This is a genomic window from Curtobacterium sp. NPDC089689, assembly GCF_044749145.1.
GTDB lineage: Bacteria > Actinomycetota > Actinomycetes > Actinomycetales > Microbacteriaceae > Curtobacterium.
In genome coordinates this window covers 208433-232914 of sequence record NZ_JBIVHJ010000001.1, presented here as the reverse complement: position 1 = coordinate 232914, position 24482 = coordinate 208433, and the positions used below count along the sequence as shown (strand labels likewise).

General features: G+C 71.9%; 21 protein-coding genes. 14 read left to right on the top strand and 7 right to left on the bottom strand.

The genetic code is table 11. The features are described from left to right. The first annotated feature begins 10 nt into the window (after window positions 1-10). The 6 genes from gatA to gap all read left to right on the top strand — a co-directional run bounded on the left by gatA (window position 11) and on the right by gap (window position 7347). Window positions 11-1555 (top strand): Asp-tRNA(Asn)/Glu-tRNA(Gln) amidotransferase subunit GatA, encoded by a 1545-nt coding sequence (gene gatA, locus ACIPYW_RS01100; protein ID WP_290132456.1) that lies wholly within the window; start codon window positions 11-13, stop codon window positions 1553-1555. Next, entirely contained in the window at window positions 1555-3060 is a 1506-nt protein-coding gene (gene gatB, locus ACIPYW_RS01095) for an Asp-tRNA(Asn)/Glu-tRNA(Gln) amidotransferase subunit GatB (RefSeq protein ID WP_400410031.1), read from the top strand. The genes gatA and gatB overlap by 1 nt, the downstream gene beginning before the upstream one ends. Before the next feature lie 166 nt (window positions 3061-3226). Beyond that, window positions 3227-4447: a type III polyketide synthase gene (locus ACIPYW_RS01090; protein WP_400410029.1), complete on the top strand. Its 1221-nt coding sequence runs from the start codon at window positions 3227-3229 to the stop codon at window positions 4445-4447. After that, entirely contained in the window at window positions 4444-5163 is a 720-nt protein-coding gene (locus tag ACIPYW_RS01085; protein ID WP_400410028.1) for a methyltransferase domain-containing protein, read from the top strand. Before ACIPYW_RS01090 ends, ACIPYW_RS01085 begins: the two co-directional genes overlap by 4 nt. Before the next feature lie 82 nt (window positions 5164-5245). Continuing rightward, a complete protein-coding gene (locus tag ACIPYW_RS01080) occupies window positions 5246-6196 on the top strand; it encodes a GlxA family transcriptional regulator (protein ID WP_400410026.1) in 951 nt (316 codons plus the stop codon). A 95-nt stretch (window positions 6197-6291) separates the two neighbouring features. Next, window positions 6292-7347 carry a type I glyceraldehyde-3-phosphate dehydrogenase gene (gene gap, locus ACIPYW_RS01075; RefSeq protein WP_400410024.1) on the top strand — a complete coding sequence of 352 codons (1056 nt, stop codon included), beginning with the start codon at window positions 6292-6294 and terminating at the stop codon, window positions 7345-7347. A gap of 183 nt (window positions 7348-7530) precedes the next feature. Here the strand turns inward: gap and ACIPYW_RS01070 are convergent, their stop codons facing one another. The 7 genes from ACIPYW_RS01070 to ACIPYW_RS01040 all read right to left on the bottom strand — a co-directional run bounded on the left by ACIPYW_RS01070 (window position 7531) and on the right by ACIPYW_RS01040 (window position 15703). After that, window positions 7531-8610, bottom strand: a complete 1080-nt coding sequence (locus ACIPYW_RS01070; RefSeq protein WP_400410021.1) for an N-acetylglucosamine kinase — start codon at window positions 8608-8610, stop codon at window positions 7531-7533. Next, complete coding sequence (locus ACIPYW_RS01065) at window positions 8607-9911, bottom strand: 6-phospho-beta-glucosidase (protein WP_400410019.1); 1305 nt, start codon at window positions 9909-9911, stop codon at window positions 8607-8609. Before ACIPYW_RS01065 ends, ACIPYW_RS01070 begins: the two co-directional genes overlap by 4 nt. Window positions 9912-9918: 7 nt before the next feature. Next, window positions 9919-10827 carry a carbohydrate ABC transporter permease gene (locus tag ACIPYW_RS01060; RefSeq protein WP_400410016.1) on the bottom strand — a complete coding sequence of 303 codons (909 nt, stop codon included), beginning with the start codon at window positions 10825-10827 and terminating at the stop codon, window positions 9919-9921. After that, window positions 10827-11882, bottom strand: coding sequence for a carbohydrate ABC transporter permease (locus ACIPYW_RS01055; RefSeq protein ID WP_400410013.1), 1056 nt, complete (start codon window positions 11880-11882; stop codon window positions 10827-10829). The genes ACIPYW_RS01060 and ACIPYW_RS01055 overlap by 1 nt, the downstream gene beginning before the upstream one ends. Continuing rightward, entirely contained in the window at window positions 11882-13222 is a 1341-nt protein-coding gene (locus tag ACIPYW_RS01050; RefSeq protein WP_400410010.1) for an extracellular solute-binding protein, read from the bottom strand. Before ACIPYW_RS01050 ends, ACIPYW_RS01055 begins: the two co-directional genes overlap by 1 nt. 112 nt (window positions 13223-13334) lie before the next feature. Then, window positions 13335-14570 (bottom strand): ROK family protein, encoded by a 1236-nt coding sequence (locus ACIPYW_RS01045; protein WP_400410007.1) that lies wholly within the window; start codon window positions 14568-14570, stop codon window positions 13335-13337. An 83-nt stretch (window positions 14571-14653) separates the two neighbouring features. After that, the gene (locus ACIPYW_RS01040) at window positions 14654-15703 is read right to left on the bottom strand and encodes a zinc-binding dehydrogenase (RefSeq protein ID WP_290132444.1); all 1050 of its coding nucleotides are present in this window, start codon (window positions 15701-15703) and stop codon (window positions 14654-14656) included. 79 nt (window positions 15704-15782) lie between these two features. Between ACIPYW_RS01040 and ACIPYW_RS01035 the strand changes: the two genes are divergently transcribed. The 8 genes from ACIPYW_RS01035 to ACIPYW_RS01000 all read left to right on the top strand — a co-directional run bounded on the left by ACIPYW_RS01035 (window position 15783) and on the right by ACIPYW_RS01000 (window position 24400). Next, the gene (locus ACIPYW_RS01035; RefSeq protein ID WP_290132443.1) at window positions 15783-16739 is read left to right on the top strand and encodes a DUF3097 domain-containing protein; all 957 of its coding nucleotides are present in this window, start codon (window positions 15783-15785) and stop codon (window positions 16737-16739) included. Window positions 16740-16810: 71 nt separating this feature from the next. Next, on the top strand, window positions 16811-17464 hold the full coding sequence (locus ACIPYW_RS01030) for a spermidine/putrescine ABC transporter substrate-binding protein (RefSeq protein ID WP_400410004.1): 654 nt from the start codon (window positions 16811-16813) through the stop codon (window positions 17462-17464). A gap of 21 nt (window positions 17465-17485) precedes the next feature. Further along, complete coding sequence (locus ACIPYW_RS01025; RefSeq protein WP_290132441.1) at window positions 17486-17896, top strand: DUF3054 domain-containing protein; 411 nt, start codon at window positions 17486-17488, stop codon at window positions 17894-17896. 124 nt (window positions 17897-18020) lie between these two features. Next, window positions 18021-19610: an inositol monophosphatase family protein gene (locus ACIPYW_RS01020; protein WP_400410001.1), complete on the top strand. Its 1590-nt coding sequence runs from the start codon at window positions 18021-18023 to the stop codon at window positions 19608-19610. 82 nt (window positions 19611-19692) lie between these two features. After that, on the top strand, window positions 19693-20430 hold the full coding sequence (locus tag ACIPYW_RS01015; protein WP_400409998.1) for a hypothetical protein: 738 nt from the start codon (window positions 19693-19695) through the stop codon (window positions 20428-20430). A gap of 88 nt (window positions 20431-20518) precedes the next feature. Next, entirely contained in the window at window positions 20519-21544 is a 1026-nt protein-coding gene (locus tag ACIPYW_RS01010) for an ATP-binding cassette domain-containing protein (RefSeq protein WP_400409996.1), read from the top strand. Further along, window positions 21541-22389, top strand: coding sequence for an ABC transporter permease (locus ACIPYW_RS01005; protein ID WP_400409994.1), 849 nt, complete (start codon window positions 21541-21543; stop codon window positions 22387-22389). The genes ACIPYW_RS01010 and ACIPYW_RS01005 overlap by 4 nt, the downstream gene beginning before the upstream one ends. A 109-nt stretch (window positions 22390-22498) precedes the next feature. Then, window positions 22499-24400 (top strand): amino acid transporter, encoded by a 1902-nt coding sequence (locus tag ACIPYW_RS01000; RefSeq protein WP_400412480.1) that lies wholly within the window; start codon window positions 22499-22501, stop codon window positions 24398-24400. Window positions 24401-24482: the final 82 nt, after the last annotated feature.

Sequence of the window (24482 nt, the reverse complement as noted above, 5' to 3'; positions counted from 1 at the left end):
GGCCACGACCGTGACCGACATCACCAAGCTGAGCGCCGCTGCGCTCGCCGATGCCCTCGTCGCCCGCGACGTCTCGAGCGTCGAGGCCACGCAGGCCCACCTCGACCGCATCGCTGCCGTCGACGGGGACGTGCACGCGTTCCTCCACGTCAACGAGAACGCGCTCGCCGTCGCGAAGTCGGTGGACTCCCGCCGCGCGGCCGGTGACGAGCTCGGGGCGCTCGCCGGCGTGCCCGTGGCAGTGAAGGACGTCCTGTGCACGCAGGACATGCCGACGACCTCCGGCTCGAAGATCCTCGAGGGCTGGCGGCCCCCGTACGACGCCACCCCGGTCGCCAAGCTGCGTGCCGCCGGCCTGGTGCCGATCGGCAAGACCAACATGGACGAGTTCGCCATGGGGTCGACCACGCAGTTCTCGGCCTACGGCCCGACCCACAACCCGTGGGACCTCGACCGCGTCCCCGGCGGCTCCGGTGGTGGCTCGGCGGCTGCGGTCGCCGCGTACGAGGCGCCCTTCGCGCTCGGCTCCGACACCGGTGGCTCGATCCGGCAGCCCGGCGCGTTCACCGGCACCGTCGGCGTGAAGCCCACCTACGGCGGCGTGAGCCGGTACGGCGCGATCGCCCTCGCGTCGTCGCTCGACCAGATCGGCCCGGTGTCGCGGACGGTGCTCGACGCCGCGCTGCTGCACGACGTCATCGGCGGGCACGACCCGCGCGACTCGACCTCGATCCCGGCGGAGTGGCCCTCGATGGCGGACGCCGCCCGGGCGGGGCTCCAGGCCGACACGCTGCGCGGACTCACGGTCGGTGTCGTCAAGGAGCTCGCGGGTGGCGAGGGCTTCCAAGCCGGTGTGACCCAGCGGTTCCAGGAGACCGTCGCGCTCCTCGAGTCGGCAGGCGCCGAGGTCGTCGAGATCGACGCCCCCTCGTTCGCCTACGCGATCAGCGCGTACTACCTGATCCTGCCGGCCGAGGCGTCGTCGAACCTCGCGAAGTTCGACTCCGTGCGCTTCGGCCTCCGCGTCACGCCCGAGAACGGTGCGACCGTCGAGGACGTCATGGCCGCCACGCGTGAGGTCGGCTTCGGCCCCGAGGTCAAGCGACGCATCATCCTCGGCACCTACGCGCTGAGCGCCGGCTACTACGACGCGTACTACGGCTCCGCGCAGAAGGTCCGCACGCTCGTGCAGCGCGACTTCGCGGCGGCCTTCGACAAGGTCGACCTGCTCCTCAGCCCCTCCGCGCCGACGACGGCCCTGCCGTTCGGCGACCGCATGGACGACCCGCTGGCGATGTACCTCAACGACCTCACCACGATCCCGGCGAACCTCGCGGGTGTGCCCGGCATGAGCATCCCGAACGGCCTCGCGCCCGAGGACGGCCTGCCGACCGGTGTGCAGCTCATGGCGCCGCAGCGCGAGGACGCCCGGCTCTACCGCTACGGTGCCGCGCTCGAGCGTCTGCTCGAGCAGCAGTGGGGCGCCCCGCTCATCGACCGAATCCCCGACCTGGACGCCTCCCAGCAGTCGGCAGCGCAGGAAGGCGTGATCTGATGGCGCAGAAGGAAGCCCTGATGGACTTCGACGAGGCACTCGAACGCTACGAGCCGGTGCTCGGGTTCGAGGTGCACGTCGAACTCGGCACGAAGACCAAGATGTTCTCCGACGCGCCGAACTTCTTCGGCGGCGAGCCGAACACCAACGTGACGCCGGTCGACCTCGGGCTGCCCGGGTCGCTGCCGGTCGTGAACGAGCAGGCCGTCCGGTACTCGATCAGCCTCGGGCTCGCGCTCGGGTGCTCGATCGCCGAGTCGTCGCGGTTCGCGCGGAAGAACTACTTCTACCCGGACAACCCGAAGAACTACCAGATCTCGCAGTACGACGAGCCGATCGCGTACGAGGGCGAGGTCGAGGTCGAGCTGGCGGACGGCACGATCTTCCAGGTGCCGATCGAGCGCGCCCACATGGAGGAGGACGCCGGCAAGCTCACGCACGTCGGCGGTGCCACCGGACGCATCCAGGGCGCCGAGTACTCGCTCGTCGACTACAACCGTGCGGGTGTCCCGCTCGTCGAGATCGTCACGAAGCCGATCTTCGGCACCGAGCACCGTGCACCCGAACTCGGCGCGGCGTACGTGCAGGTCATCCGTGACCTCGTCCGGGCGCTCGGTGTCTCCGAGGCCCGCATGGAGCGCGGCAACCTCCGCTGCGACGCGAACATCTCGCTCCGCCCGCGCGGACAGGAGAAGCTCGGGACCCGCACCGAGACGAAGAACGTCAACTCGTTCCGCTCGGTCGAACGCGCCATCCGCTACGAGATCCAGCGGCAGGCGGCGATCCTCGCGGCCGGCGGCACGATCACGCAGGAGACCCGGCACTGGCACGAGGACACCGGTCGGACGTCGGCCGGCCGTCCGAAGTCGGACGCGGACGACTACCGCTACTTCCCGGAGCCCGACCTCCTGCCCGTCGTGCCCGACCCCGCGCTCGTCGAGGAACTGCGTGCCGCGCTGCCGGAGGCGCCGGTCGCTCGTCGTCGTCGGCTCAAGGGCGAGTGGGGCTTCGCCGACCTCGAGTTCCAGGACGTCGTGAACGGCGGCCTGCTCGACGAGGTCGAGGGCACGGTCGCGGCCGGTGCAGCGCCCCAGGCCGCGCGCAAGTGGTGGACGGGTGAGATCACCCGTGTCGCGAACGCACAGGACGCCTCCGCCGGCGACCTCGTGTCGCCGCAGCACGTCGCCGAGCTCATCGCGCTCGTCGAGTCCGGCGACCTCACCGACCGCCTCGCGCGTCAGGTCCTCGAAGGCGTCATCGCCGGCGAGGGATCGCCGGCGCAGGTCGTCGAGTCGCGCGGGCTGAAGGTCGTCTCGGACGACTCCGCGCTCACGGCCGCGGTTGACCAGGCACTCGCCGCGCAGCCGGACGTCCTCGCGAAGATCCAGGACGGCAAGGTCCAGGCGGCCGGCGCGATCATCGGCGCGGTCATGAAGGCCATGCAGGGCCAGGCCGACGCCGCGCGCGTCCGCGAGCTCGTGCTCGAACGGGCGCAGCAGGGCTGACGCAGCAGGGCTGACGCAGCGGGGCTGACACACCCGCCGCCGAGCCCGGCGGAACCAGCTTGGACACAGCACCGTGGTCCTCCACGGTGCTGTGTCCGTTCCACGGTGCCGTTCCCGTTCCGACGCAACCTGGGGACGCGTCAGCGACCCGGTGACAGGATGAGTCGTGTCTGCAACGATCCGCGCCATCGGTACCGCCGTCCCGCAGACGACCCTCGGACAGTCCGCCGTCCGCGACCTCTTCCGCGGTCAGACCGCCACGTCGCGGTTGGCGCAGCGGCTCATCGGAGCGGCGTTCGACGGGTCCGCCGTGGACACCCGACACACCGTGCTGCCCGAGCTCGACCCGGCGGCCGACGCCGGTGCTTTCCGCGACGTCCGGGGTGCGCTGGTCTCCCCGTCGACCGGGTCCCGGAACGACGCGTACCGGGTCCTCGCCCCGCCGCTCTTCGTCGCGTCCGCCCGTGACGCGCTCGACCGTGCGGGGACGGCGCCGGAGACGATCACCCACGTCGTGACGGTCTCGTGCACGGGGTTCACCCAGCCCGGGCCCGACCTGGACGTCGTCGAACAGCTCGGCCTCCGCCCCTCGGTCTTCCGGCAGCACATCGGGTTCATGGGTTGCTGTGCGGCGTTCCCGGCGCTCCGCATCGCCGCCGCGTTCGTCGACGCCGACCCGGACGCGGTGGTGCTCGTCGTCTGCGCCGAGCTCTGCACGCTCCACGTCCGGACCTCGGACGACCCGGACCAGATCGTGTCGAACAGCGTCTTCGGCGACGGGGCGGCGGCGGCGGTGGTCGCCGCTGACGGCCCGGGCCTCCGGATCGACGACTTCGCGACGAGCGTCGTGGCCGAGGGTGCGGGCGACATGGCGTGGAACATCGGTGACGAGGGCTTCGAGATGGTGCTCTCCGCGGCCGTCCCGAAGCTCATCGGGGAGCACGTCGGTGCCGCGGTCGCCCCGTTGCTCGGCGACGCTCCGGCCGCTGCGGTCCCGACCTGGGCCGTGCACCCCGGTGGCCGGGCGATCCTCGACCGGACGGAGGAGGCGCTCGGGCTGCCCGCCGACGCCATCGCCGCGAGCCGGACCGTCCTCCGGGAGCACGGGAACATGTCGAGCGCGACCGTCCTGTTCGTGCTCGCCGAGGCACTCGGGAGCGGCCTCGGGGACGGTGACCCGGTCATCGCCCTCGCGTTCGGGCCGGGACTCACCGTGGAGTGCGCGCGCCTCACCGTGGCGGCTCCGGCGCGCACCGGGATCGCCGGAGCCGCGCCGGGGACCGTCGCGGGCGACGCCGACGCCGACACCGACGCCGACGCCGACGCCACCGACGCCGACACCGACCCGCTCGCCATCGGCACAGCGGTGACCGCAGGCCGGCCGTGAGCCGGCGCCACGGGGCCGGGCCGGGCCTCCCGGTCGACCTCTCGGTCCGCGACCTCGCGCTGCGCGAGCTGATGGACGACCCCGACTGCGACCCGCGCGCGCTGGACCGGACCTTCCGGCGCTTCGCCGTGGTGAACGCCCTCGTGAGCGGGTGGCGGACGGCGTGGCGGACACACGTCATGCCCGCGCTGCCGCCGACCGGGCGGGGCCGGGTGCTCGACCTCGGATGCGGCGGCGGCGACCTCGCCCGCGCACTCGTCCGGTGGGCGGCGAGCGACGGTTTCGACGTCGAGGTCGTCGGCGTCGACCCCGACCCGCGTGCGATCGCCGCGGCCAGCCGATCGCGGCTCCGGGGCGCGACGTTCCGGGAAGCGTCGAGCGGGGACCTCGTCGCGGCCGGTGAACGCTTCGACGTGGTGGTCTCGAACCACGTGCTGCACCACCTCGGCGACGACGAACGCTCCGGCTTCCTCGCCGACTCCGTGCGCCTCGCCGCGTCACGGGTGGTGCACTCCGACATCCGGCGCTCGCGCAGCGCCTACCGTTCCTACGCCCTGGCGTCGCCCCTCGTGGCCGCGGGCACCTTCGTGCGGGTCGACGGCCTCCGGTCGATCCGACGGAGCTTCACGGTGGACGAGCTCCGACGGGCGCTGCCGACCGGATGGGTTGCCGAGGCCGCGTCCCCGCACCGCGTCCTGGCCGTCCACGACACCTGACCCGGCGGCTGCCGCGGCCGGTCCGCCCGGTGGCCGCGGCCGGTCCGCCCGGTGGCCGCGGCTGATCGGCTAGCGTCGGCGCATGGCCGACCGTCCGCACCGCGTGGCCGTCCTCGTCCTGCCCGGCGCGAAGCCCCTCGACGTCGGGATCCCCGCGCAGGTGTTCTCGAACCGCCCGAGCATGCCGTACGAGGTCCGGGTCTGCGGGCCACGGGCGGGCACGGTACGGGGCGGCGACGGACTCTCGTACGCCGTCGGCCGCGGGCTCGAAGCCGTCGACTGGGCCGAGACGGTCTTCGTGCCGGGCTACCGCTTCCCGGCTGACACCCCGCCGCCCGAGGCCGTCGTCCGCGCCCTCCGGGGAGCCCATGCCGACGGCAAGCGCATCGCGGCGATCTCCACCGGAGCGTTCGCGCTCGCCGCCGCAGGACTCCTCGACGGGCGCCGGGCGACGACGCACTGGCACTACACGCGGGTCCTCCGTGACCGGTACCCCGCGGTCGACGTCGACGAGGACGTCCTCTTCGTCGACGAGGGCAGCGTCCTGACCAGCGCGGGAGCGGCGAGCGGCATCGACCTCTGCCTGCACCTCGTTCGGCGTGACCACGGCGTCGGGCTCGCGAACCACGTCGCGCGACGGCTCGTCAGTGCGCCGCACCGCAGCGGCGGGCAGGCGCAGTACATCGAGCGCTCGGTCCCGGAGCCGACCGATGCGACGTACGCCGACACCCGGGAGTGGGCACTGCGACACCTCGGGGATCCGCTGACCCTCGCCGACCTGGCCGGACACGCGGCGGTCTCCACCCGGACGTTCTCGCGGCGCTTCGTCGAGGGGACCGGGTACACCCCGATGCAGTGGGTGCTGCGGGCACGGGTCGACCTCGCACGGGAGCTCCTCGAGCGGTCCGACCTGGCGATCGACCAGGTGGCCGCGCGGGTGGGACTCGGGACGGACGCGAACCTCCGGCTGCACTTCCGGCGGGTGCTCGGGGTGACGCCGACGGCGTACCGGAGGACCTTCCAGCAGGAGTGAGGGAGCTTGGCGAGATCCTTCCGGAAGAGGGCGCGAGCGCCACTGGGGGAGTCCGCGGCCGCCGGTGAGCATGGAGGTCGAACGAAAGGAACGCCATGACCCGCATCGGCATCAACGGCTTCGGCCGCATCGGTCGCAACACGCTCCGCGCCCTGCTCGCGCGCGCAGGAGACGCCGCCCACCGCTCCGACGGTGACCGGCTCGAGGTCGTCGCCGTCAACGACCTGACCGCGCCCGACACCCTCGCGCACCTGTTCCGGTACGACTCCGCCCTCGGGCCCTTCGCCGGGACCGTCGAGGTCGCGCACGACGACGGCACCGACTTCCTGGTGGTCGACGGGCACCGCATCCGTGTGCTCGCCGAGCGCGAACCGTCCGCCCTGCCGTGGGGCGAGCTGGGCGTCGATGTCGTCCTCGAGTCCAGCGGCCGGTTCACCTCCCGCGACGCCGCGGCGCAGCACCTCGACGCCGACGCACGACGGGTGCTCATCAGCGCTCCGGCGACCGGTGCCGACGTGACCCTGGCGTACGGCGTCAACACGGACGCGTTCGACCCGGACCGGCACACGGTGGTGTCGAACGCGTCCTGCACGACGAACGCGCTGGCACCGCTCGCCTCCGTCCTCGACGACCTCGCCGGCATCGAGCACGGCTTCATGACGACCGTGCACGCGTACACACAGGAGCAGAACCTGCAGGACGGCCCGCACCGGGACCTCCGCCGGGCCCGCGCGGCCGCGGTCAACATCGCGCCGACCACCACCGGCGCGGCGAAGGCGATCGGTCTTGTGCTGCCGCGCCTCGACGGCAAGCTGTCCGGCGACGCGATCCGGGTGCCGGTCCCGGTCGGGTCCATCGTGGAGCTCAACACGGTCGTCGGGCGGGACGTCACCGTCGACGAGGTCAACGCCGCCTACCGCGCCGCCGCCGGAGGAGCGCTCGCCGGGGTGCTCGCGTACACGAGCGACCCGATCGTGTCGACGGACGTCCAGCAGAACCCGGCGTCGAGCATCTTCGACTCGCTCCTCACCCGGGTCGACGGTGGCCGGCACGTGAAGGTCGTCGCCTGGTACGACAACGAGTGGGGCTTCTCGAACCGGGTCGTGGACACGCTCGGCCTGCTCGGGCGGGCGGTCACGGCCGCCGCGTAGCAGCAGCAGCTGCGCGGCGCGGGTCTCGTGCTGAGCGACCGGTCTCGTGCTCAGGAGCGCGAGGCATGTCGCGCACCACGAGTCTCGTCGTGCTGTCCGCACTCTGCGCGCGACGCACGCAGCAGACGGACGGGAGGCCCGTGGCGGCGCCGCCACGGGCCTCCCGTCCGTCGTGTGGTGCGTTCAGACGATCGGCGCGGCCGTCGACGCGAACTCGCGTCCGAGGACCGCTGCGCGGTACCGGTCCAGCGCTTCCGGTCCGGCCCCGACCGACTCGAGCGCCGCGAGTCCCGCGCCGAGCACCGGCGGCGCCGTGACCCACGTCGGGACCGCACCCGGCACCCGCTCGGCGAACCCGGCGACGACCGGCTCGACGAGGAGTGGGTGCCGTGCCGCGAGGACCCCGCCGCCGAGCACGATCGGCACCGGGGTGTCCGTGCCGCCGAGACCGAGGCGTTCGAGTGCGACCGAGGCCATGAGCACGATTTCCTCCGCCTGCCGCTCGACGACCGACCGGGCGACCGCGTCCCCGTCGCCCGCTACGTCGAAGAGGACCGGGCAGAGCCGACCGACGGCAGCGGGGTCGAGGCGTCCGAAGTGCAGGGCCTCCGTGACCTCGCGGACGGACCGGAACCCGAGTGACCGCGGGACGGCGTCGACGAGGGCGGTCGCCGGGCCGCGGCCGTCGTCGGCGCGGGCGGCGTGCCAGAGTGCCCGGTTGCCGAGGTAGGCGCCACCGCCCCAGTCGCCCGAGACGTCCCCGATCGCCGGGTAGCGGATCGTGGCGCCGTCGGCCCGGACCGCGAGGGCGTTGATGCCCGTGCCGCAGACGAGCGCCGCGGCGTCGGGCGAGAGCGTCCCGGCACGGAGCAGGGCGAACAGGTCGTTGTCGAGGACGTCCGGTGCTCCGCCGTCCTCCGACCAGTGGGCGAGTGCTGCCTCGGCCGCGACGAGCTCGTCGTGCAGGTCGAGCCCGGCGAGGTAGACGTGTGTCGTCCGGACCTCGCGTGTGCCGATCTCGTCGAGCACGGCGGCGCGGACCTCGTCGAGCACCGGCCCGACGGCCGCCCAACCCCGCGTCTGCGGATTCGATCCCGGCCCTCGGGCGTGGGCGATCAGCGAACCGTCGAGCCCGATCGCGACGACGTCGGTCTTGCTGCCGCCGCCGTCGACGGCGAGCACGACGTCGTCGGAGCGCACGACGTCGTCTGAGCCGTACCCGGAGGAGCTCGGCGCGCGGACCACGCCGTCCGCGGTGGTCATCGTGCTCCGGCGAGCGCGCCGCCCGCCCAGGGGAGGAGGTCGGCGTTCGCGGCGAGCAGCAGGTCGGTCAGGCGCTCGGCCTTGTCGACCTGTCCGACGAGCGGGTGCGCCCACATCGCCCGGAGCACCCGGTCGCGACCACCGTGGAGCGCGGCCTCGAGGGCGAGCCGCTCGTAGCCGGCGACGTGCGAGACGAGTCCGGCCGTGTCCGGAGCGAGCGGCGCGACCGGCAGCGGGGTGATCGCCTGCCGGGTGACGCGCGCGGGGACCTCGATGACGTGGTCGTCGGGGAGGAACGGGAACGTGCCGTCGTTCCGCACGTTGAGGACCTGCACGTCGCCGCGGTCGCCGAGGATCGAGGACAGCACGTCGATCGCGGCCTCGGAGTAGTACGCGCCGCCCCGCTGTTCGAGCTCGGCCGGCTTCGTCACGACGGCCTCGTCGGCGTACTTCGCGAGCAGTGCCCGCTCGGTGTCCATGACGGCCTCGGCGCGGGTGCGCTCGTGCAACTGCTCCTCGAGCACGACGTCGTGGGCGTAGAAGTAACGGAGGTAGTACGAGGGCACGGCGTGCTGGAGTCGGATGAGGTCGGCGGGCATGTGCACGCTCTCGGCCATCCGGTCGAGGGCTCCGCTGTCGGCAGCGAGGAGGTCCGGCAGGACGTCGCGCTCCGTCCCGTCGGCGGACCGGACGTGCACCCCGCGCTCCCACGTCAGGTGGTTCAGGCCGACGTGGTCGAGCCGGACCGCCTCGGGGGCGACGTCGAACTCGCGGGCGAAGCGGCGCTGGAACCCGATCGCGACGTTGCAGAGCCCGACCGCGCGGTGCCCGGCGTCGAGCAGCGCACGGGTGACGATGCCGACGGGGTTCGTGAAGTCCACGATCCAGGCGTCGGGCTTCGCGTGCTCGCGGACCAGATCTGCGTACTCGAGGACCACCGGAACCGTCCGGAGCGCCTTGGCGAACCCGCCGGGTCCGGTGGTCTCCTGGCCGATGCAGCACGCCTCGTGCGGCCACGTCTCGTCCTGCTGCCGCGCCGCCTGTCCGCCGATGCGGAGCTGGAACATGACGGCGTCGGCGTCCGACACCCCGGCGACCACGTCGTCCGTGACGTGCACCGTGCCCGGGTGCCCGGCGTGCGCGAACATCCGCTGCGCGACGCCGCCGACCAACCGGCGGCGCTCGGGGTCGGGGTCGACGAGCCAGAGCTCGTCGATCGGCAGCTGTTCGCGGAGCCGGGCGAAGCCGTCCACGAGTTCGGGGGTGTAGGTGGATCCGCCACCGATGACCGTGAGTTTCACTGTGGTGCTATCCCTTCACGCCGGTGAGCGCGATGCCCTCGACGAATGCCTTCTGTGCGAAGAAGAAGATGACGACGACCGGGACCATGACGACGACGGTCATCGCCATCGTCATCGACCAGTCGGTACCGTGCTGACCGCGGAACGTGGCGAGGCCGTACGCCACCGGCCACGCGGCCTGGTTCTCGGACGCGTAGAGCAGCGGCCCGTAGTAGTCGTTCCAGGAGTGGAAGAACATGAAGATCGCCGCCGACGCGATACCCGGCAGTGCCATCGGGACGACGACGCGGGCGAGCACGCCCCACTCGCTGCAGCCGTCCATGCGGGCGGCGTCGCCGTACTCCTTCGGGATCGTCAGGAAGAACTGGCGGAGCAGGAAGATGCTGAACGCGTCGCCGAGCAGGTTCGGCAGGATCAGTGGCCACAGCGTCCCGGTGAGGTGCAGTTCGGACCACATCACGTAGACGGGCACGGCGGTGACCTGGGGTGGCAGGAGCATCGCCACGATGATGATCGTGAAGATCGCGTTCGCGCCCCGGAACCTGATCTGGGCCAGGGCGTACGCCGCCGGAACAGAGCTGAGGAGCATGAACGCGGTCGCGAGCACGGCGTACAGCGCGGAGTTGCCGAACCACTGCGCGAGGGGCAGCTCGGTGAACACCCGGCCGTAGTTCGCGAGGTCGAACGGCTTCGGGATGATCGACGCCGTCAGGGCCTGGTTGCTCGACATGAGCGACGTCAGCACGACGAACACGATCGGGGCGATGGTGACCACCCCGAGCGCGACGAGGGCCGCGTGCTCGGCGATCCAGACCAGCAGGCTCCGGCGCGGGCCGCGGGCGGTGCCGGGCGTCGAGCCGCCCGGAGCGGCTCCGCGGGGTGCCCGGGCGAGCGGGGACTGGGACACGGCGGTCATCAGGACTCCTCGGGTCGGAAGACGGAGATGCGGCGCATGGTGAGGACGAGGACGATCGCGGTGACCACGAACAGCACCACGGCCATCGCGGAGGCGTAGCCGAACTGGAAGTTCGCGAACCCGTGCTGGTACAGCAGCTCGGTGTAGGTCAGCAGCGAGGTGCCCGGGTACCCGAGCTGCGCCGCCGTGCCACCACCGATCGTCGCCTTGCCCGACGCCACCCCGGACGCGACGGCTGCCTCGGTGAAGTACTGGAGCGCCGCGATCACCCCCGTGACGACCGCGAACCCGATGACGGGCGCGATGGTCGGCAGGGTGATGTGGCGCACCTGTTGTGGGCCGTTCGCGCCGTCGAGTGACGCTGCCTCGTAGAGGTCACGGGGGACGTCGAGCAGCGCTGCGAGGAAGATGATCATGATGTCGCCCATGACCCAGACGCCCATGATCACGAGCGACGGCTTCGACCACGCCGGGTCGTTGAACCACAGGGGACCGTCGATGCCGAAGAACCGCAGGATCTGGTTCACGGGCCCGGTGCCGGGGTTGAACAGGAACACGAACGCGACGACACTCGCCACCGGCGGCACCAGCGCCGGCAGGTAGAACAGCGTCCGCCAGAACCCGGTGGCCGCCTTCGCTCGGCTGAGCAGCCCGGCGACGAGCAGTGCGCAGACGATCCGGACCGGCACGAGGATCACCACGAACCAGATCGTGTTGACGACCGCGGCCCCGATCTGCGGGTCCTGCGTGAACAGGAAGCGGTAGTTGAGCAGTCCGACGAACTGCGGCTCCTGCAGCTGGTTGTACCGCGTGAACGAGTACACGATCGACGCGACCAACGGGTACGCGAAGAAGACCACGAGCCCGAGGATCGCCGGCGCGAGCATCGTCAGGGCGACGGTGCGACGCCGGGACTCGGCGCTGCGGCGCCGACGCGACGTGCGCGCGGGCGCACCGGACGGGGTGCGAGGCGACCCGGCTGGGCCGGCCGGCCGGGAGGCGCGGGTGGGCCGCGCCTCCAGGCTGTCCGTTCCGGGGGTGGTGACGTCCGTCATCACGGACCCGCCAGCTGGTTGGCGTTGTCGATGTCCTCGTCGAGCTGCTTCAGCTTCTGGTCGAGGTTCCCGCCGTTCTCTTGGTAGGCCTGCCAGAACTTCGTGAACGTGCCGATGTAGGCGGCGCCGTCGGCGGTGCCGGGCGACGTCATCGTGTCCTTGTTGCCCGCGACGTCGACGAAGGTCTTGTAGTTCTCGTCGACCTCGAGCTTCGGTGACTCGAGTGCCGAGGTGATCGTCGGGATGTTCTTCAGCCCGTTCGCCATCGTGACCTGCGCGTCGGTGTTCGTCGACAGGTACTTCAGGAGTGCCCAGGCGAGCTCGGGGTGCTTCGATCCCTTCGCGATGCCCGCCACGTTGCCCGCGATGTAGGTCGAGCCGTAGTTGCCGAGGCCCTCCATCACCGGGGTGGGGGCGGTGCCGTAGTCGAGGTCCGGCTTCTGGTCCTTGATGAACGCCGTCCGGTACTCGCCGTCGATCTGCATGGCGACCTGGCCGGTCTGGAACGCGTTGTCGGCCGCGAACTCCTGCCCGAGGCCGGACGTGAACGCCTTGAGCTTGTCGTAGCCGATCTCGTCGACGAAGTCCTTCTGCCAGGCGATGAGCTGCTTCCACGCGGAAGAGGTGCCGATCTCGCTGTTGCCCTTGCTGTCGAGCCAACGGCCGTCGATCATCGGCGCCCAGTGCTCGGGGGAGTTCTCGTAGAAGTCGATCAGCGGGTTGAAGCCGAGCTGCTTGATCGACCCGTCGGCGTTGTAGGTCGTGAGCTTGAGTGCGTCGGTCTTCAGCTCGTCGAGGGTCTTCGGCGGGGTGCTGATGCCGGCCTTCTCGAGCAGCGGCTTGTTGTACATGAGCGCGCTGACGTCCGCGAGGGCCGGGAGGGTGCAGCGCTTGCCCTTGTACTCGGTGTACGACCGCACGGCCTTCGGGATGTCGGAGAGGTCGACCTTGTCCCGCTCGACGTACGGAGTGAGGTCGCGGAAGGCACCGGACGAGCAGAAGCTCCCGACGATCGCGGTCGAGTAGGACAGGCCGACGTCGATGTTCTGGCCCGACGAGATCGCCTTCTGCAGCTTCTCGTCGTCCTGGCCGGCGTGGATGTCGACCGTGACGCCGGGGTTGGCCTTCTCGAAGCCCGCGACGGCCGACTTGACCACGCCGGCCTCACGGCCCGTGAAGAAGTGCCACAGGGAGACGGTGCCCGTGAGCTCCTTCGGCGCGGTCTTGTCGATGCTGTCGGCGCTCGACCCCGAACTGCAGCCCGCGATGACGAGCGCTCCGGTGGCGGCGACGGCGGTCGCGGCGACGATCCGCCGGATCCTGGGACTGGGGAGTGACATGTGGGACTCGCTCTCTGCGCTCGCTCCGGCGCGGCCCGTTTCCGGGCGCGCCGAAGAGCCCTGGGACAGGGCTGGTGGTGGTGCCTCGAGTGGTGCGGGTGGGTGGTGCTGGTCAGGTGCGCTCGACGGGGGTCGGTGCATCGTCACTGATGCGGTCGACCCGGGCGGCGAGTGCGGAGCGCACCACGTCGATGAGGACGTGCCGTGCTCCGTGCAGGACGGGTGTGTCGGGGACACCGGGTGCGACCACGGCGGTGGACCAGCGGGTGCGGGTCCGGAGCCAGGCGGTCACGGCGGCGGCCAGGGCGGGACCGCCCGCGATGCCGGTCGGGCCGTGCAGGACGACCGTCTCGGGATCGGCGACGGCGAGGGCGGGGAGCACGTTGTGCCCGATGCGCTCGCCGAGGGCGGTCGTGAAGGGGTGCTGCTCGGGGAGTCCGGGCAGCCGCAGGAGCACCTCGCGCCAGTCGGCCGGTGAGCCGTCCGGTGCGGTGATCCCGTGCTCGGCGGCGAGCGCGGTGATCGCGGACTCGGAGATGAGGTCCGCGATGATCGTGGCCGTCGGGTCGATGGGGCGTGCGTCGGCGGGCACACCGAGGTAGCCGATCTCACCGGCGGCTCCGGAGGCCCCGGTGTGCAAGCGGCCGTCGAGGTCGAGTGCCATGCCGAGGCCCTCGGCCATCCAGAACAGGGCGAAGGAGCCGACGGTCCGGCCGGCGCCCATGCTCCGCTCGGCGATCGCGGCGAGGTTGGCGTCGTTCTCGACGACGACCTGCACACCGAGTTCGGCCGAGAGCGTCGCCGCGACACGCTCACGCGGCCAGCCGGGCAGGCCGTCGGTGAAGATCAGGGTGTCCGTGGTGTGGTCGACCGAGGCCTGCACACCGACCGCGACCGCCGTGACGAGGTCCTCGTCGATGCCGGCAGCCGACGCTGCACGGGCGATCGCGGCGGCGACGATGTCCGCTCCGGGGGCGCGCACCTCGTCGGGCGTCATGGTGTGCGTGGCGACCGGGTAGGGCCGACCGACCGCGTCCACGACGGTGGAGCGGACGTCGACGAGCTGGACGTCGACGGCCACCGCGAGGTCACGGTCGGTGATGGCCTCGTACACCGCCGCGCTCGGGCCACGCCGGCCGGCCTGGGCCTCGGTGCCCGCGGCGCGGATGAGGTCGGCGGACTCGAGTCGGCGGATGATCTCAGCTGCGGTGGGCTTGCTCAGCCCGGTGCGGCCCGCGATCTCGTTCCGGGTGAGCGGCCCCTCGTCGAGGAGCAGCTCGAGAGCGGCTCGGTCGTTGAGCACGCGCAGCAGACCGGGCTGGCCGGGAGTGCGTCCACGAGTGCTCATGCGAGGACTGTAACGGACAACCTTCTTTACTGAAAGGTTTGTTCACAGATCCGAAACACGGGTTCCGCACCGCGGAACGCGGGCTACGGGCGGAGCAGCACCTTGATCGCGCGACGCTCGTCCATCGCCCGGTACGCCTCAGCGGTCTCGTCGAGCGGCAGCTCGAGGTCGAACACCCGGCCCGGGTCGATCGCGCCCGAGAGCACGTCGGGCAGCAGCTCGGGGATGTACTTCCGTGCCGGGGCCATCCCGCCCGCGACGGAGATGTTCGTGTCGAAGAGGTAGCGCGTCCCGATGGTCGGCACCCCGTGCGGGACCCCGACGAACCCGAGTGCACCTCCGGGGCGGACCGAGTGCAGGGCCTGGTCCATGCTCTCCTCGGTGCCGACGGCCTCGACCGCGGAGTCGGCGAGGTCCCCGCCGAGCAGCTCGCGGATCGCCGCGACGCCCTCGGCACCGCGCTCCGAGACGATGTCGGTGGCGCCGAACTCCCGTGCGAGGGCCTGCCGGTCGGCGTGCCGGCTCATCGCGATGATGCGCTCCGCCCCGAGTCGCTTCGACGCGAGCACCGCCGAGAGCCCCACCGCACCGTCGCCGACCACGACGACGGTCCGGCCCGGGCCGACCTGTGCCGACACCGCTGCGTGGTGTCCGGTGGAGAACACGTCCGACAGGGTGAGGAGCGACGGGACGAGCGCGGGATCGACCGGCCCGGGGACCGCCACGAGCGTCGCCGAGGCGTCCGGGATGCGCACGTACTCGGCCTGCGCGCCGCCGACCGGGTCGCCGTACGCGTCCTTCCCGCCGAACCCGGACAGGTGCTCGCACCCGGTGGTCATGCCGTGGCGGCAGGCCTGGCACGTGCCGTCGTTCATGGTGAAGGGGGAGATGACGAAGTCGCCCTCGTGGAGGTCGGTGACCGCGTCGCCGACCTCCACCACCGTGCCGACGAGCTCGTGGCCGATCGGCCGCGGCCGCTTCGTCTCGGTCACGCCGCGGTAGGGCCAGAGGTCGGAGCCGCAGACGCACGCCGCGACGACCTGGACGACGACGTCCCCCGGCGTCAGGACGGTCGGTCGGTCGCGGTCCTCGACGCGGACGTCGTTCGGGGCGTGGATGATGGCTGCGCGCACGGGGGTGCCTTCCGTCGGATGGGTGGGTGTCCGGCCCGGCGACGTCGTCCTGGGCCGCATCGACACTACGCTCCTGCGGGTGGACGACGACCGGTACGGCAACGACGTCCTCTCGGGCGACTGGCGCTCGCGGGGCGTGAAGAAGGTGCGGCAGGTGCCGCTCGAGCGGGACATGGTGCTCGAGGACCCCACGACCGGCTGGGCCGGCGCGGTGGTGCGGCTCGAGGCCGGCAACGTCGAGCTCGAGGACTGGAAGGGCCGCACGCGGTCGTTCCCCTTCACCGGGCAGTTCCTGCTCGAGGGCGAGCTCGTCACGCTGGGGCGTCCGCAGGCGCCCGTCGGGCGTCGAGCGGGCAACAGTGCCGGTGTGACCGGTACGGCCGGGCGGTCTGCCGCGGCTGCTCCACCGGCCAGGAGGCCCGGATCGGCTCCAGCGGTGCAGCACGCGTCCGACGGTGGTCGCCTCCGCACCGCGTCCGGATCGTTCGCGGTCGAGCAGCAGCGCGCGCGTGTGGCGCTGCCGTCGCGGATCATGGTCGAGGGCAAGCACGACGCCGAACTCGTCGAGAAGGTCTGGGGAGCCGACCTCCGCGTCGAGGGCGTCGTCGTCGAGGAGCTCTCCGGGGTGGACAACCTCGCGGACGTCCTGGACGACTTCCGGCCGACCCGGGAGCGCCGCGTGGGCGTCCTCGTCGACCACCTCGTGCCGGGCTCGAAGGAGTCCCGGTTCGCCGACGCCGTGATGCGCGGGAAGTGGGGCGCGCACGTGCTCGTCGTCGGGCACCCGTTCGTCGACGTCTGGCAGTCGGTCAAGCCCGCGCGGCTCGGCCTCGAAGCGTGGCCGACGATCCCGCGCTCCGTCGAGTGGAAGCAGGGCATCTGCCAGCACCTCGGCTGGCCGCACGCCGAGCAGGCCGACATCGCGCGCGCGTGGCAGCGCATCCTCGGCCGGGTCCGCACGTTCGCGGACCTCGAGCCGCAGCTGCTCGGCCGTGTCGAGGAGCTCATCGACTTCGTGACGGAACCGAAGGCCTGACGACCCGACCGTTTCGTCCACGCGCGCGGGATGGCGGGGGTGATCCGGGCCTCCAGGCCTACTGTTGAGGGATGGACGGCATCGACGGTCGCGTGCGGAGCGCCGTCGACGTCTGGTTGCGGTGGTTGCCGCGGTGGCAGATCGGCACCGCACGCCCGCGGACCCGCATCTGCCGGAAGTGCACCGGGTCGCCGATCGCGAGCGCGGCCGGGTTCGGGCCGGACGTGCCGCACGCGGTCCAGCACGCCCTCATCGGACGCATCTCGACGATCATCGAGGACGCGGTCGACGACTACACGGCGCGGAACCTTCCGCTGCTGCACCGCGAACTCGAGCGCGCGGCGGCGCGCAAGCGGCACGCGGGCTACCAGCCGACCGAGGGGCTGTCGCCCGAGTTCCAGGGGCTCGACGTCGACCCGGAGCCCTCGCCGGGATCGCCGTTCCTGTTCACGCTCGGCGAGATGACCGGTACCGGGGCGGGGGAGCAGACGCCGCGCGAACCGCTGTCCGACGAGGCGAAGGCCGCGCTCCGACACGAGATCGAGCTCTCCGACGAGTGTGCCCGTGCCACCGGGACGGCCGTGTGCCTGGCGCTGATCGAGCACCGGCCGCGGATCGCCGAGGCCGTCGAGCGGCTGGTCGAGCCGCAGATCGAGGCGCTCGTGTCCGACATGTTCCGCGGGTTCGACGGACTCGGGGAGGACCGGCGCGACGGACTCTTCTGATCGGCGCGGGACAATGGCGGGGTGACTCGTACCTGGGGCTGGCTCGCAGCCGTCGTCGACATCGTCCTCATCGTCGCATTCGCCGCGATCGGTCGGTCCTCGCACGCCGAGGCGTTCTCGCCGCTCGGCCTCTGGACCACCGCGTACCCGTTCCTCGCGGGCTGGGCGATCGGCTACGTCTCGAGCGGTGCGTGGGGTCGTCCGCTGCGCCTCTGGCCGACCGGGGTCGTCGTGTGGGTCCTGACCGTGTTCATCGGGATGGCCGTCCGGGTCGAGACGGGGCAGGGCGTCGTCGACGGGAACCCGCTCCCGGTGTCGTTCGTCATCGTCGCGACGATCGTGCTCGCGGTGTTCCTGCTGGGGTGGCGTCTGGTCGCGGGGCTGCTCGTCGCCCGGCGCGAGCGGCGCTCGGTCGGGGCGCCGGCGCGCTGACGGTCGGGCGCGGATGCGCTGACGGTCGGACGCGGGTGCGCTGACGGTCGGGTGCGGGTGCGCTGACGATCGGCGTTCACCGGCGCGTCACCGGGGGTTCGCCCGGCGGCGGCACGATGCTCGGATGACGACGCTCGACCAGGCACCGACGACGGGTCACCTGCGACCGGGGACGCGTCCGGCGCTGGTCGCCCGGGGCGGCGCGCCGCGGGTCCGACGGGAGAACACGATGCCCGCCGTCGCGGTCGCGGAGGCGCTCGGCGCGGAGGTGATCGAGGTCGACGTCCGCCGGACGTCCGACGGTGTCGCCGTCCTGCTCCACGACGAGACCCTCGGACGACTGTGGGGCGACGCCCGCCGTGTGGACGAGGTGCCGTGGTGCGAGGTCGCCCGCCTCGGCAACGGTCTCGACCGCATCCCCCGACTCGACGCCGTGCTGGAGCGGCTCGACGGCTGCCGGTCCGCCCTCGTGGTCACGTGCCGTTCGGCGGAGGACGCCGAGGTCGCGGCGGACACGGTCGCGACGTCGTCCGCCGACGTGTCGGTGGCCTGGCGCGGGGCCCCGGACGCCCTGCGCGCTGTCCGGGAGGCCCTGCCGGACGCGGACACGTGGCTCGCGTGGGAGTCGCTCGAGCCGCCCACCTGCGACGACCTCGCCGGTGCCGCTGCGGGTACCGATGCCGGTGCCGAGCCGTCGACGCTCGACCTCGACGTCGCGTTCCTCACGCCGCGCACCGTGGCGGCCGCGCACCGGCTCGGCCTGCGGGTCGCGGTGCGGACCGTCGACGACCCGGAGCCGGCGCTCTGGGCGGCCAGGACGGGGGCGGACCTCGTCGCGACCGACGACCTCGCGACCCTGCACGCGACGTTCGCGGCGGCGGAGCGGGACGGCTGGCCGACGGCCGCGCACGAGCCCACGGAGGCCGAGGTCGCCTCACGGGCACAGGCCCTCGCGCACCGCATCGCACACGAGGTGGTCGCCTTCACCCGCGAGCACCCGGTCGGGCAGGTCGCCACGAAGGCCCACGCCGCCGACCTGGTCACGGACGTGGACCGTCTGGTCGAGCAACACGTCCGAGGACGGGTCCGAGCAGCCTTCCCGACCCACGGCTTCACCGGAGAGGAGTACGGCGACGCGCCCGGCGACCGGCACCGCTGGTACCTCGACCCCGTCGACGGCACCACCAACCTGGCGAACGGCGTCCCGTGGACGTCGATGTCGCTCTGCCTCACCCGCGGCGGGCAGCCGGTCGTCGGGGTCGTGGCGGACCCGTGGCGCGGCGAGGTCCTCGAGGCCCGACGCGGGCGCGGGGCCGTCCTGCGCGACCGACCCCTGCGCCTGGACGACGACCCGCGGCCGCTCGCCGGCGCGGTCGTCGGCACCGAGCTCGACGGGCACCGGCCCTGGCCCGCATTCGGGAGGTTCCTCGACGCCCTCGCGGAGCGGTCGTGCACGCTCCGGGTGCTGGGTTCGGGCACGCTCACGATCGCGCAGGTCGCAGCCGGACGGGGCATCGGCGGCTGCGTGTCCGCGTTCGACCCGGTGGACCACGGCGCCGCGGTGCTGCTCGTGCACGAGGCCGGTGGCGTCGTGCTGACGCGCAGCGGTCCCGTCGACGGGTTCCCTCCGCTCGGCGAGCCGTTCCTCGTCGCCCACCCCGGTGCCGCCGACGAGCTGCACACGGTCTGGGCGTCGGCGCTCGGCGTTCTCTGAGTCGGCGTACAGGGACCGGCCGCTCGCCGCTCGTAGGCTCGGCATCCCAGCACCGCACCGACCTCCCGAAGGAGCACGGACCATGGGTTTCCTCGATCGACTGCTCGGCCGCCCCGAGCGCCCGCAGCAGGACCAGAACCAGTGGGGGCAGCCGCAGCAGCCGCAGCAACAGGGCTACCGCTACGGGCAGCAGTCGTACCAGGTGCCGTCCGGAGCGCCGCAGTGGGGGTCCGGATCACCAGCCGGCGCTCCTGCTGGGGGACCGGCGCCGCAGGCCGGGTCGGCCGAGGACGAACGCGCCGTCGAGCGCTACCGCTACCTGCTCCGCACCGCGCCGCCGGAGCGCATCGAGGAGGTGCACGCCGAGGCGTTCGCGACCCTGACGCCCGAGCAGCGGCGCATGGTCTACGACGAGTTCACCCGCAGCGCCCCCGCGGGCGAGGCCCCGCGCGGGGACGACCCGCGCTCCCTCGCCCAGGCGGCGACGCGGTCCGAGATCCGGCAGCCGGGGTTCATGGAGCGCTCGCTCGGCGGGATGGGCGGCGGCGGTGTCGGCGGTGGGTTCGGCGGACGCCAGGGGCCGTCGTTCGGCCGCATGGTCGGAGCCTCGATCCTCGGCACGGTGGCGGGCTACGTCATCGGCTCGGCGATCATGAGTGCCTTCCTGCCGGATCCCGGTTCGTTCGACGGCGGTACCGACGCTGCGGATGACGGCGGTTCGGGGGACACTGGTGGCGGGTACGACGAAGCGTCTGCCGACGGCGGCTCCGACTGGGGCGGCGACTTCGGTGGCGACTTCGGTGGTGACTTCGACGTCTGAGCGCGCGGAACGATCGGCAACGGTCGCCCACAGGTGTCCGGTCACTCGCTGACACACTGGTATTCTCCATGCTCGAACGAGGAGCGACATGGCGATCATCGAAGCAAGCGGACTGACCAAGACCTACCGGTCGAAGTCCGGCCCCGTGCACGCACTGGCGGGGCTCGACCTCGCCGTCCCCCAGGGCACCGTCAAGGCCCTGCTCGGCCCGAACGGCGCGGGCAAGACCACCACGGTCAAGGTGCTGACCACCCTCATCACCCCTGACAGCGGCACCGCGACGATCGACGGCGTCGACGTCGTGCGGGACCCACAGGCGACCCGCCGGTCCATCGGGGTGTCCGGGCAGTACGCCGCGGTCGACGAGAACCTGACCGGGTTCGAGAACCTCGAGATGATCGGCCGGCTGTACCACCTCGGCCGTCGGACCGCGCGGGAACGAGCCCGGCAGCTGATCGACGTGTTCGACCTGTCCGAGGCCGGCGACCGGCCGGTGAAGGGCTTCTCGGGCGGCATGCGTCGCCGCATCGACCTCGCCGGCGCCCTCGTGATGAACCCGCGCGTGCTGTTCCTCGACGAGCCCACCACCGGACTCGACCCGCGGAGCCGACTCGCCCTCTGGGACATCATCGAGGGCCTGGTCGCGGACGGTGCGACGGTGCTCCTCACGACCCAGTACCTCGAGGAAGCCGACCGTCTCGCCGACGACATCGCGGTGATCGACGGCGGCACCGTCATCGCCGAGGGCACCGCCGACCAGCTGAAGGCACAGGTCGGCGGACACCGCGTGGTCGTGACCCTGGTCGACGCTGCGGACGGGGACGCCGCCACCACCGCGCTCCGCCGGTACGGCGTGGGTGACGTCGAGGTCTCCGGCGACGGCCGCACGTACGCCATCGCGGTGGACGCCGGGCCGACCGCGCTCCAGCGGGTGCTCGCCGACCTGGGCGAGGCGGGCATCGACCTGCACGACGCCGGGATGCGTCGTCCCACCCTCGACGACGTGTTCCTCCGGCTCACCGGTCACGCCGCGACCGAGGACGAACCCGACGACACCGCCACGGGACCGAGCCGCACGAAGCAGAAGCAGAAGCAGAAGGAGTCGGCGCGATGACCGCCACCGTCTCGGCGCCGGGTCGGGCGCTCCCCGTCGCGATCACCTCGCCGGTTGCCGTCTGGCTCGAGGACGGCTGGACCGTCACGAAGCGGAACCTCACGAAGATCAAGCGGTCGCCGGACATGCTCGTGTTCGCCGTGCTGCAACCGATCATGTTCGTCCTGCTCTTCAGCCAGGTCTACGGCGGCGCGATCGACGTCAAGGGCACGGACTACACGCAGTTCCTCATGGCGGGCATCTTCGCGCAGACCGTCGTGTTCGGTGCCACGTTCTCGGGGTCGGCGATGGCGCAGGACCTCAAGGAGGGCCTGATCGACCGCTTCCGCACGCTGCCCATGTCGGCCTCGGCGGTGCTCATCGGACGCACGAACTCCGACCTCGTCCTCAACGGCATCTCGATGGTGATCATGATGCTCACCGGGCTCGCCGTCGGGTGGCGGGTGAACTCCTCGCCGCTGGAGTTCCTCGCCGGCATCGCGCTGCTCCTGCTGTTCAGCTACGCGTTCAGCTGGGTGATGGCGCTGCTCGGGATGAGCGTCAAGACGCCGGAGGTGATCAACAACGCCTCGTTCATGATCCTCTTCCCGTTGACCTTCATCTCGAACGCGTTCGTGCCGAGCGACACGCTGCCGCTCGTGCTGCGGGTGTTCGCGGAGTGGAACCCGGTGTCCTCCCTCGTGCAGGCCGCCCGTGAGCTCTTCGGCAACGTCGGGTCGGCACCGGTGCCGGACATCTGGACCATGCAGCACCCCGTCGTCACCGTGCTCATCGGCATCGCGGTGATGCTCGTCGTGTTCGTCCCGTGGGCGGTGAACAAGTACACCCGCATCAGCGCGAAGTGAGGAGCGCGACAGGGTGCACCGGGACGACTCCGTGACCGCTTAGCATCATCCCGTGACCGCGACCGAACCCCGACGCCTGCCCGAGCGTCGAAGCCGCCTCAAGCGCTGGATGCTCGAGGGCACCGACCGTGGCGCCTCCCACCAGGGGCCGCACCAGGTCGAGGTCGAGAAGACCCACTCCTGGTGGCGCGTGATGTGCCTGACCGGCGTCGACTACTTCTCGACGCTCGGTTACCAGCCGGCCATCGCCGCGCTCGCGGCCGGGCTGCTCTCGCCCATCGCGACGATCGTCCTCGTGCTCGTGACCCTGTTCGGTGCGCTCCCCGTGTACCGCCGGGTGGCCCAGGACAGCTTCAAGGGTGCGGGGTCGATCATGATGCTCGAGAAGCTCCTGCCGTGGTGGGCGGGCAAGCTCTTCGTGCTCGTGCTGCTCGGGTTCGCGGTCACGGACTTCATGATCACGATGACGCTCTCGGCCGCCGACGCCACCGCGCACATCGCCGAGAACCCCTTCACGCCGCACTGGTTCACCGAGATCCCGGTGCCGCTCACGCTCGCGCTGCTGCTCCTGCTCGGGGTGGTGTTCCTCCGCGGCTTCCGGGAGGCCATCGGCATCGCGGTCGGACTCGTCGCCGTGTACCTCTCGCTCAACGCGGTCGTGGTCGTGGTGGCGCTCGCGCACGTGTTCGAGAACCCGATGGTGGCGAGCGACTGGTGGAGCGGCCTGACCGCCCAGCACAGCAACCCGCTGGTCATGATCGGCATCGCGCTCGTGGTGTTCCCCAAGCTCGCGCTCGGCCTCTCCGGCTTCGAGACCGGCGTCGCGGTGATGCCGCAGGTCCGCGGCGACGCGTCCGACGCGGGGTCGCCCCGGCCCGAGGGTCGGATCCGCGGGACGAAGCGACTGCTCACCACGGCGGCGATCATCATGAGCAGCTTCCTCATCACCTCGTCGATCGTCACGACGTTCCTCATCCCGCAGCGCGAGTTCCAGGCCGGCGGGCAGGCGAACGGCCGTGCGCTCGCATACCTCGCGCACGAGTACCTCGGTGGCGTCTTCGGATCGATCTACGACTTCTCGACCGTCGCGATCCTGTGGTTCGCGGGCGCGAGTGCGATGGCCGGGCTGCTCAACCTCGTGCCCCGCTTCCTGCCGCGCTACGGCATGGCGCCGCAGTGGGCGCGCGCGACCCGACCGCTCGTCGTCATCTTCACCCTCATCGCCTTCGCGATCACGGTCCTCTTCGACGCGAACGTCGACGCGCAGGGTGGCGCGTACGCCAACGGCGTGCTCGTGCTCATCACCAGCGCGGCGGTCGCGGTGACGCTCTCGGCACGACGCAAGGGACAGAAGAAGCGCACGATCGGCTTCGGGATCATCACCGTGGTCTTCGTCTACACGACGGTCGCGAACGTCATCGAACGCCCGGACGGCGTCCGGATCGCCGCGGTGTTCATCATCGCGATCGTGGTCGTCTCGCTGGTGTCCCGCGTGCGGCGGTCGTTCGAGCTCCGCGCCTCGTCGATCGAGCTCGACGCCGTCGCCCGGCAGTTCGTCGAGGCCGACGCCGACCAGTTCAGCTCCGTCTGCATCATCGCCAACGAGCCCGGGGCGGGAACGGCCGAGGCGTACCGGTCGAAGGGGCGGGAGGAACGCCGCGACTCGGGCATCCCGGCGCGCGTCCCGACGATGTTCCTCGAGGTCCTGCCGGCGGACTCGTCCGACTTCGAGGAGGACCTCGTCGTCGAGGGCCACGTCGTGCACGGTCACCGGGTCCTGCGGGTCCGGTCCGGCAACGTGCCGAACACCATCGCGTCGACGCTGCTCGCGATCCGCGACCTCGCGGGGGTCGTGCCGAGCATCTACTTCGAGTGGAACGAGGGCAGCCCGATCCAGAACGCGCTGCGCTTCGTGTTCACGGGCGTCGGCGACGTCGCGCCGGTGACGCGCGAGGTCCTGCGCGAGGCCGAGCCGGACGTGCACCGCCGACCGAGCGTCCACGTGTCCTGACGCGACGTGACGGCGCACGCCGTCGACGTGACGGTGCACGCCGTCGACGTGACGGTGCACGCCATGGACGTGACCGCGGGAC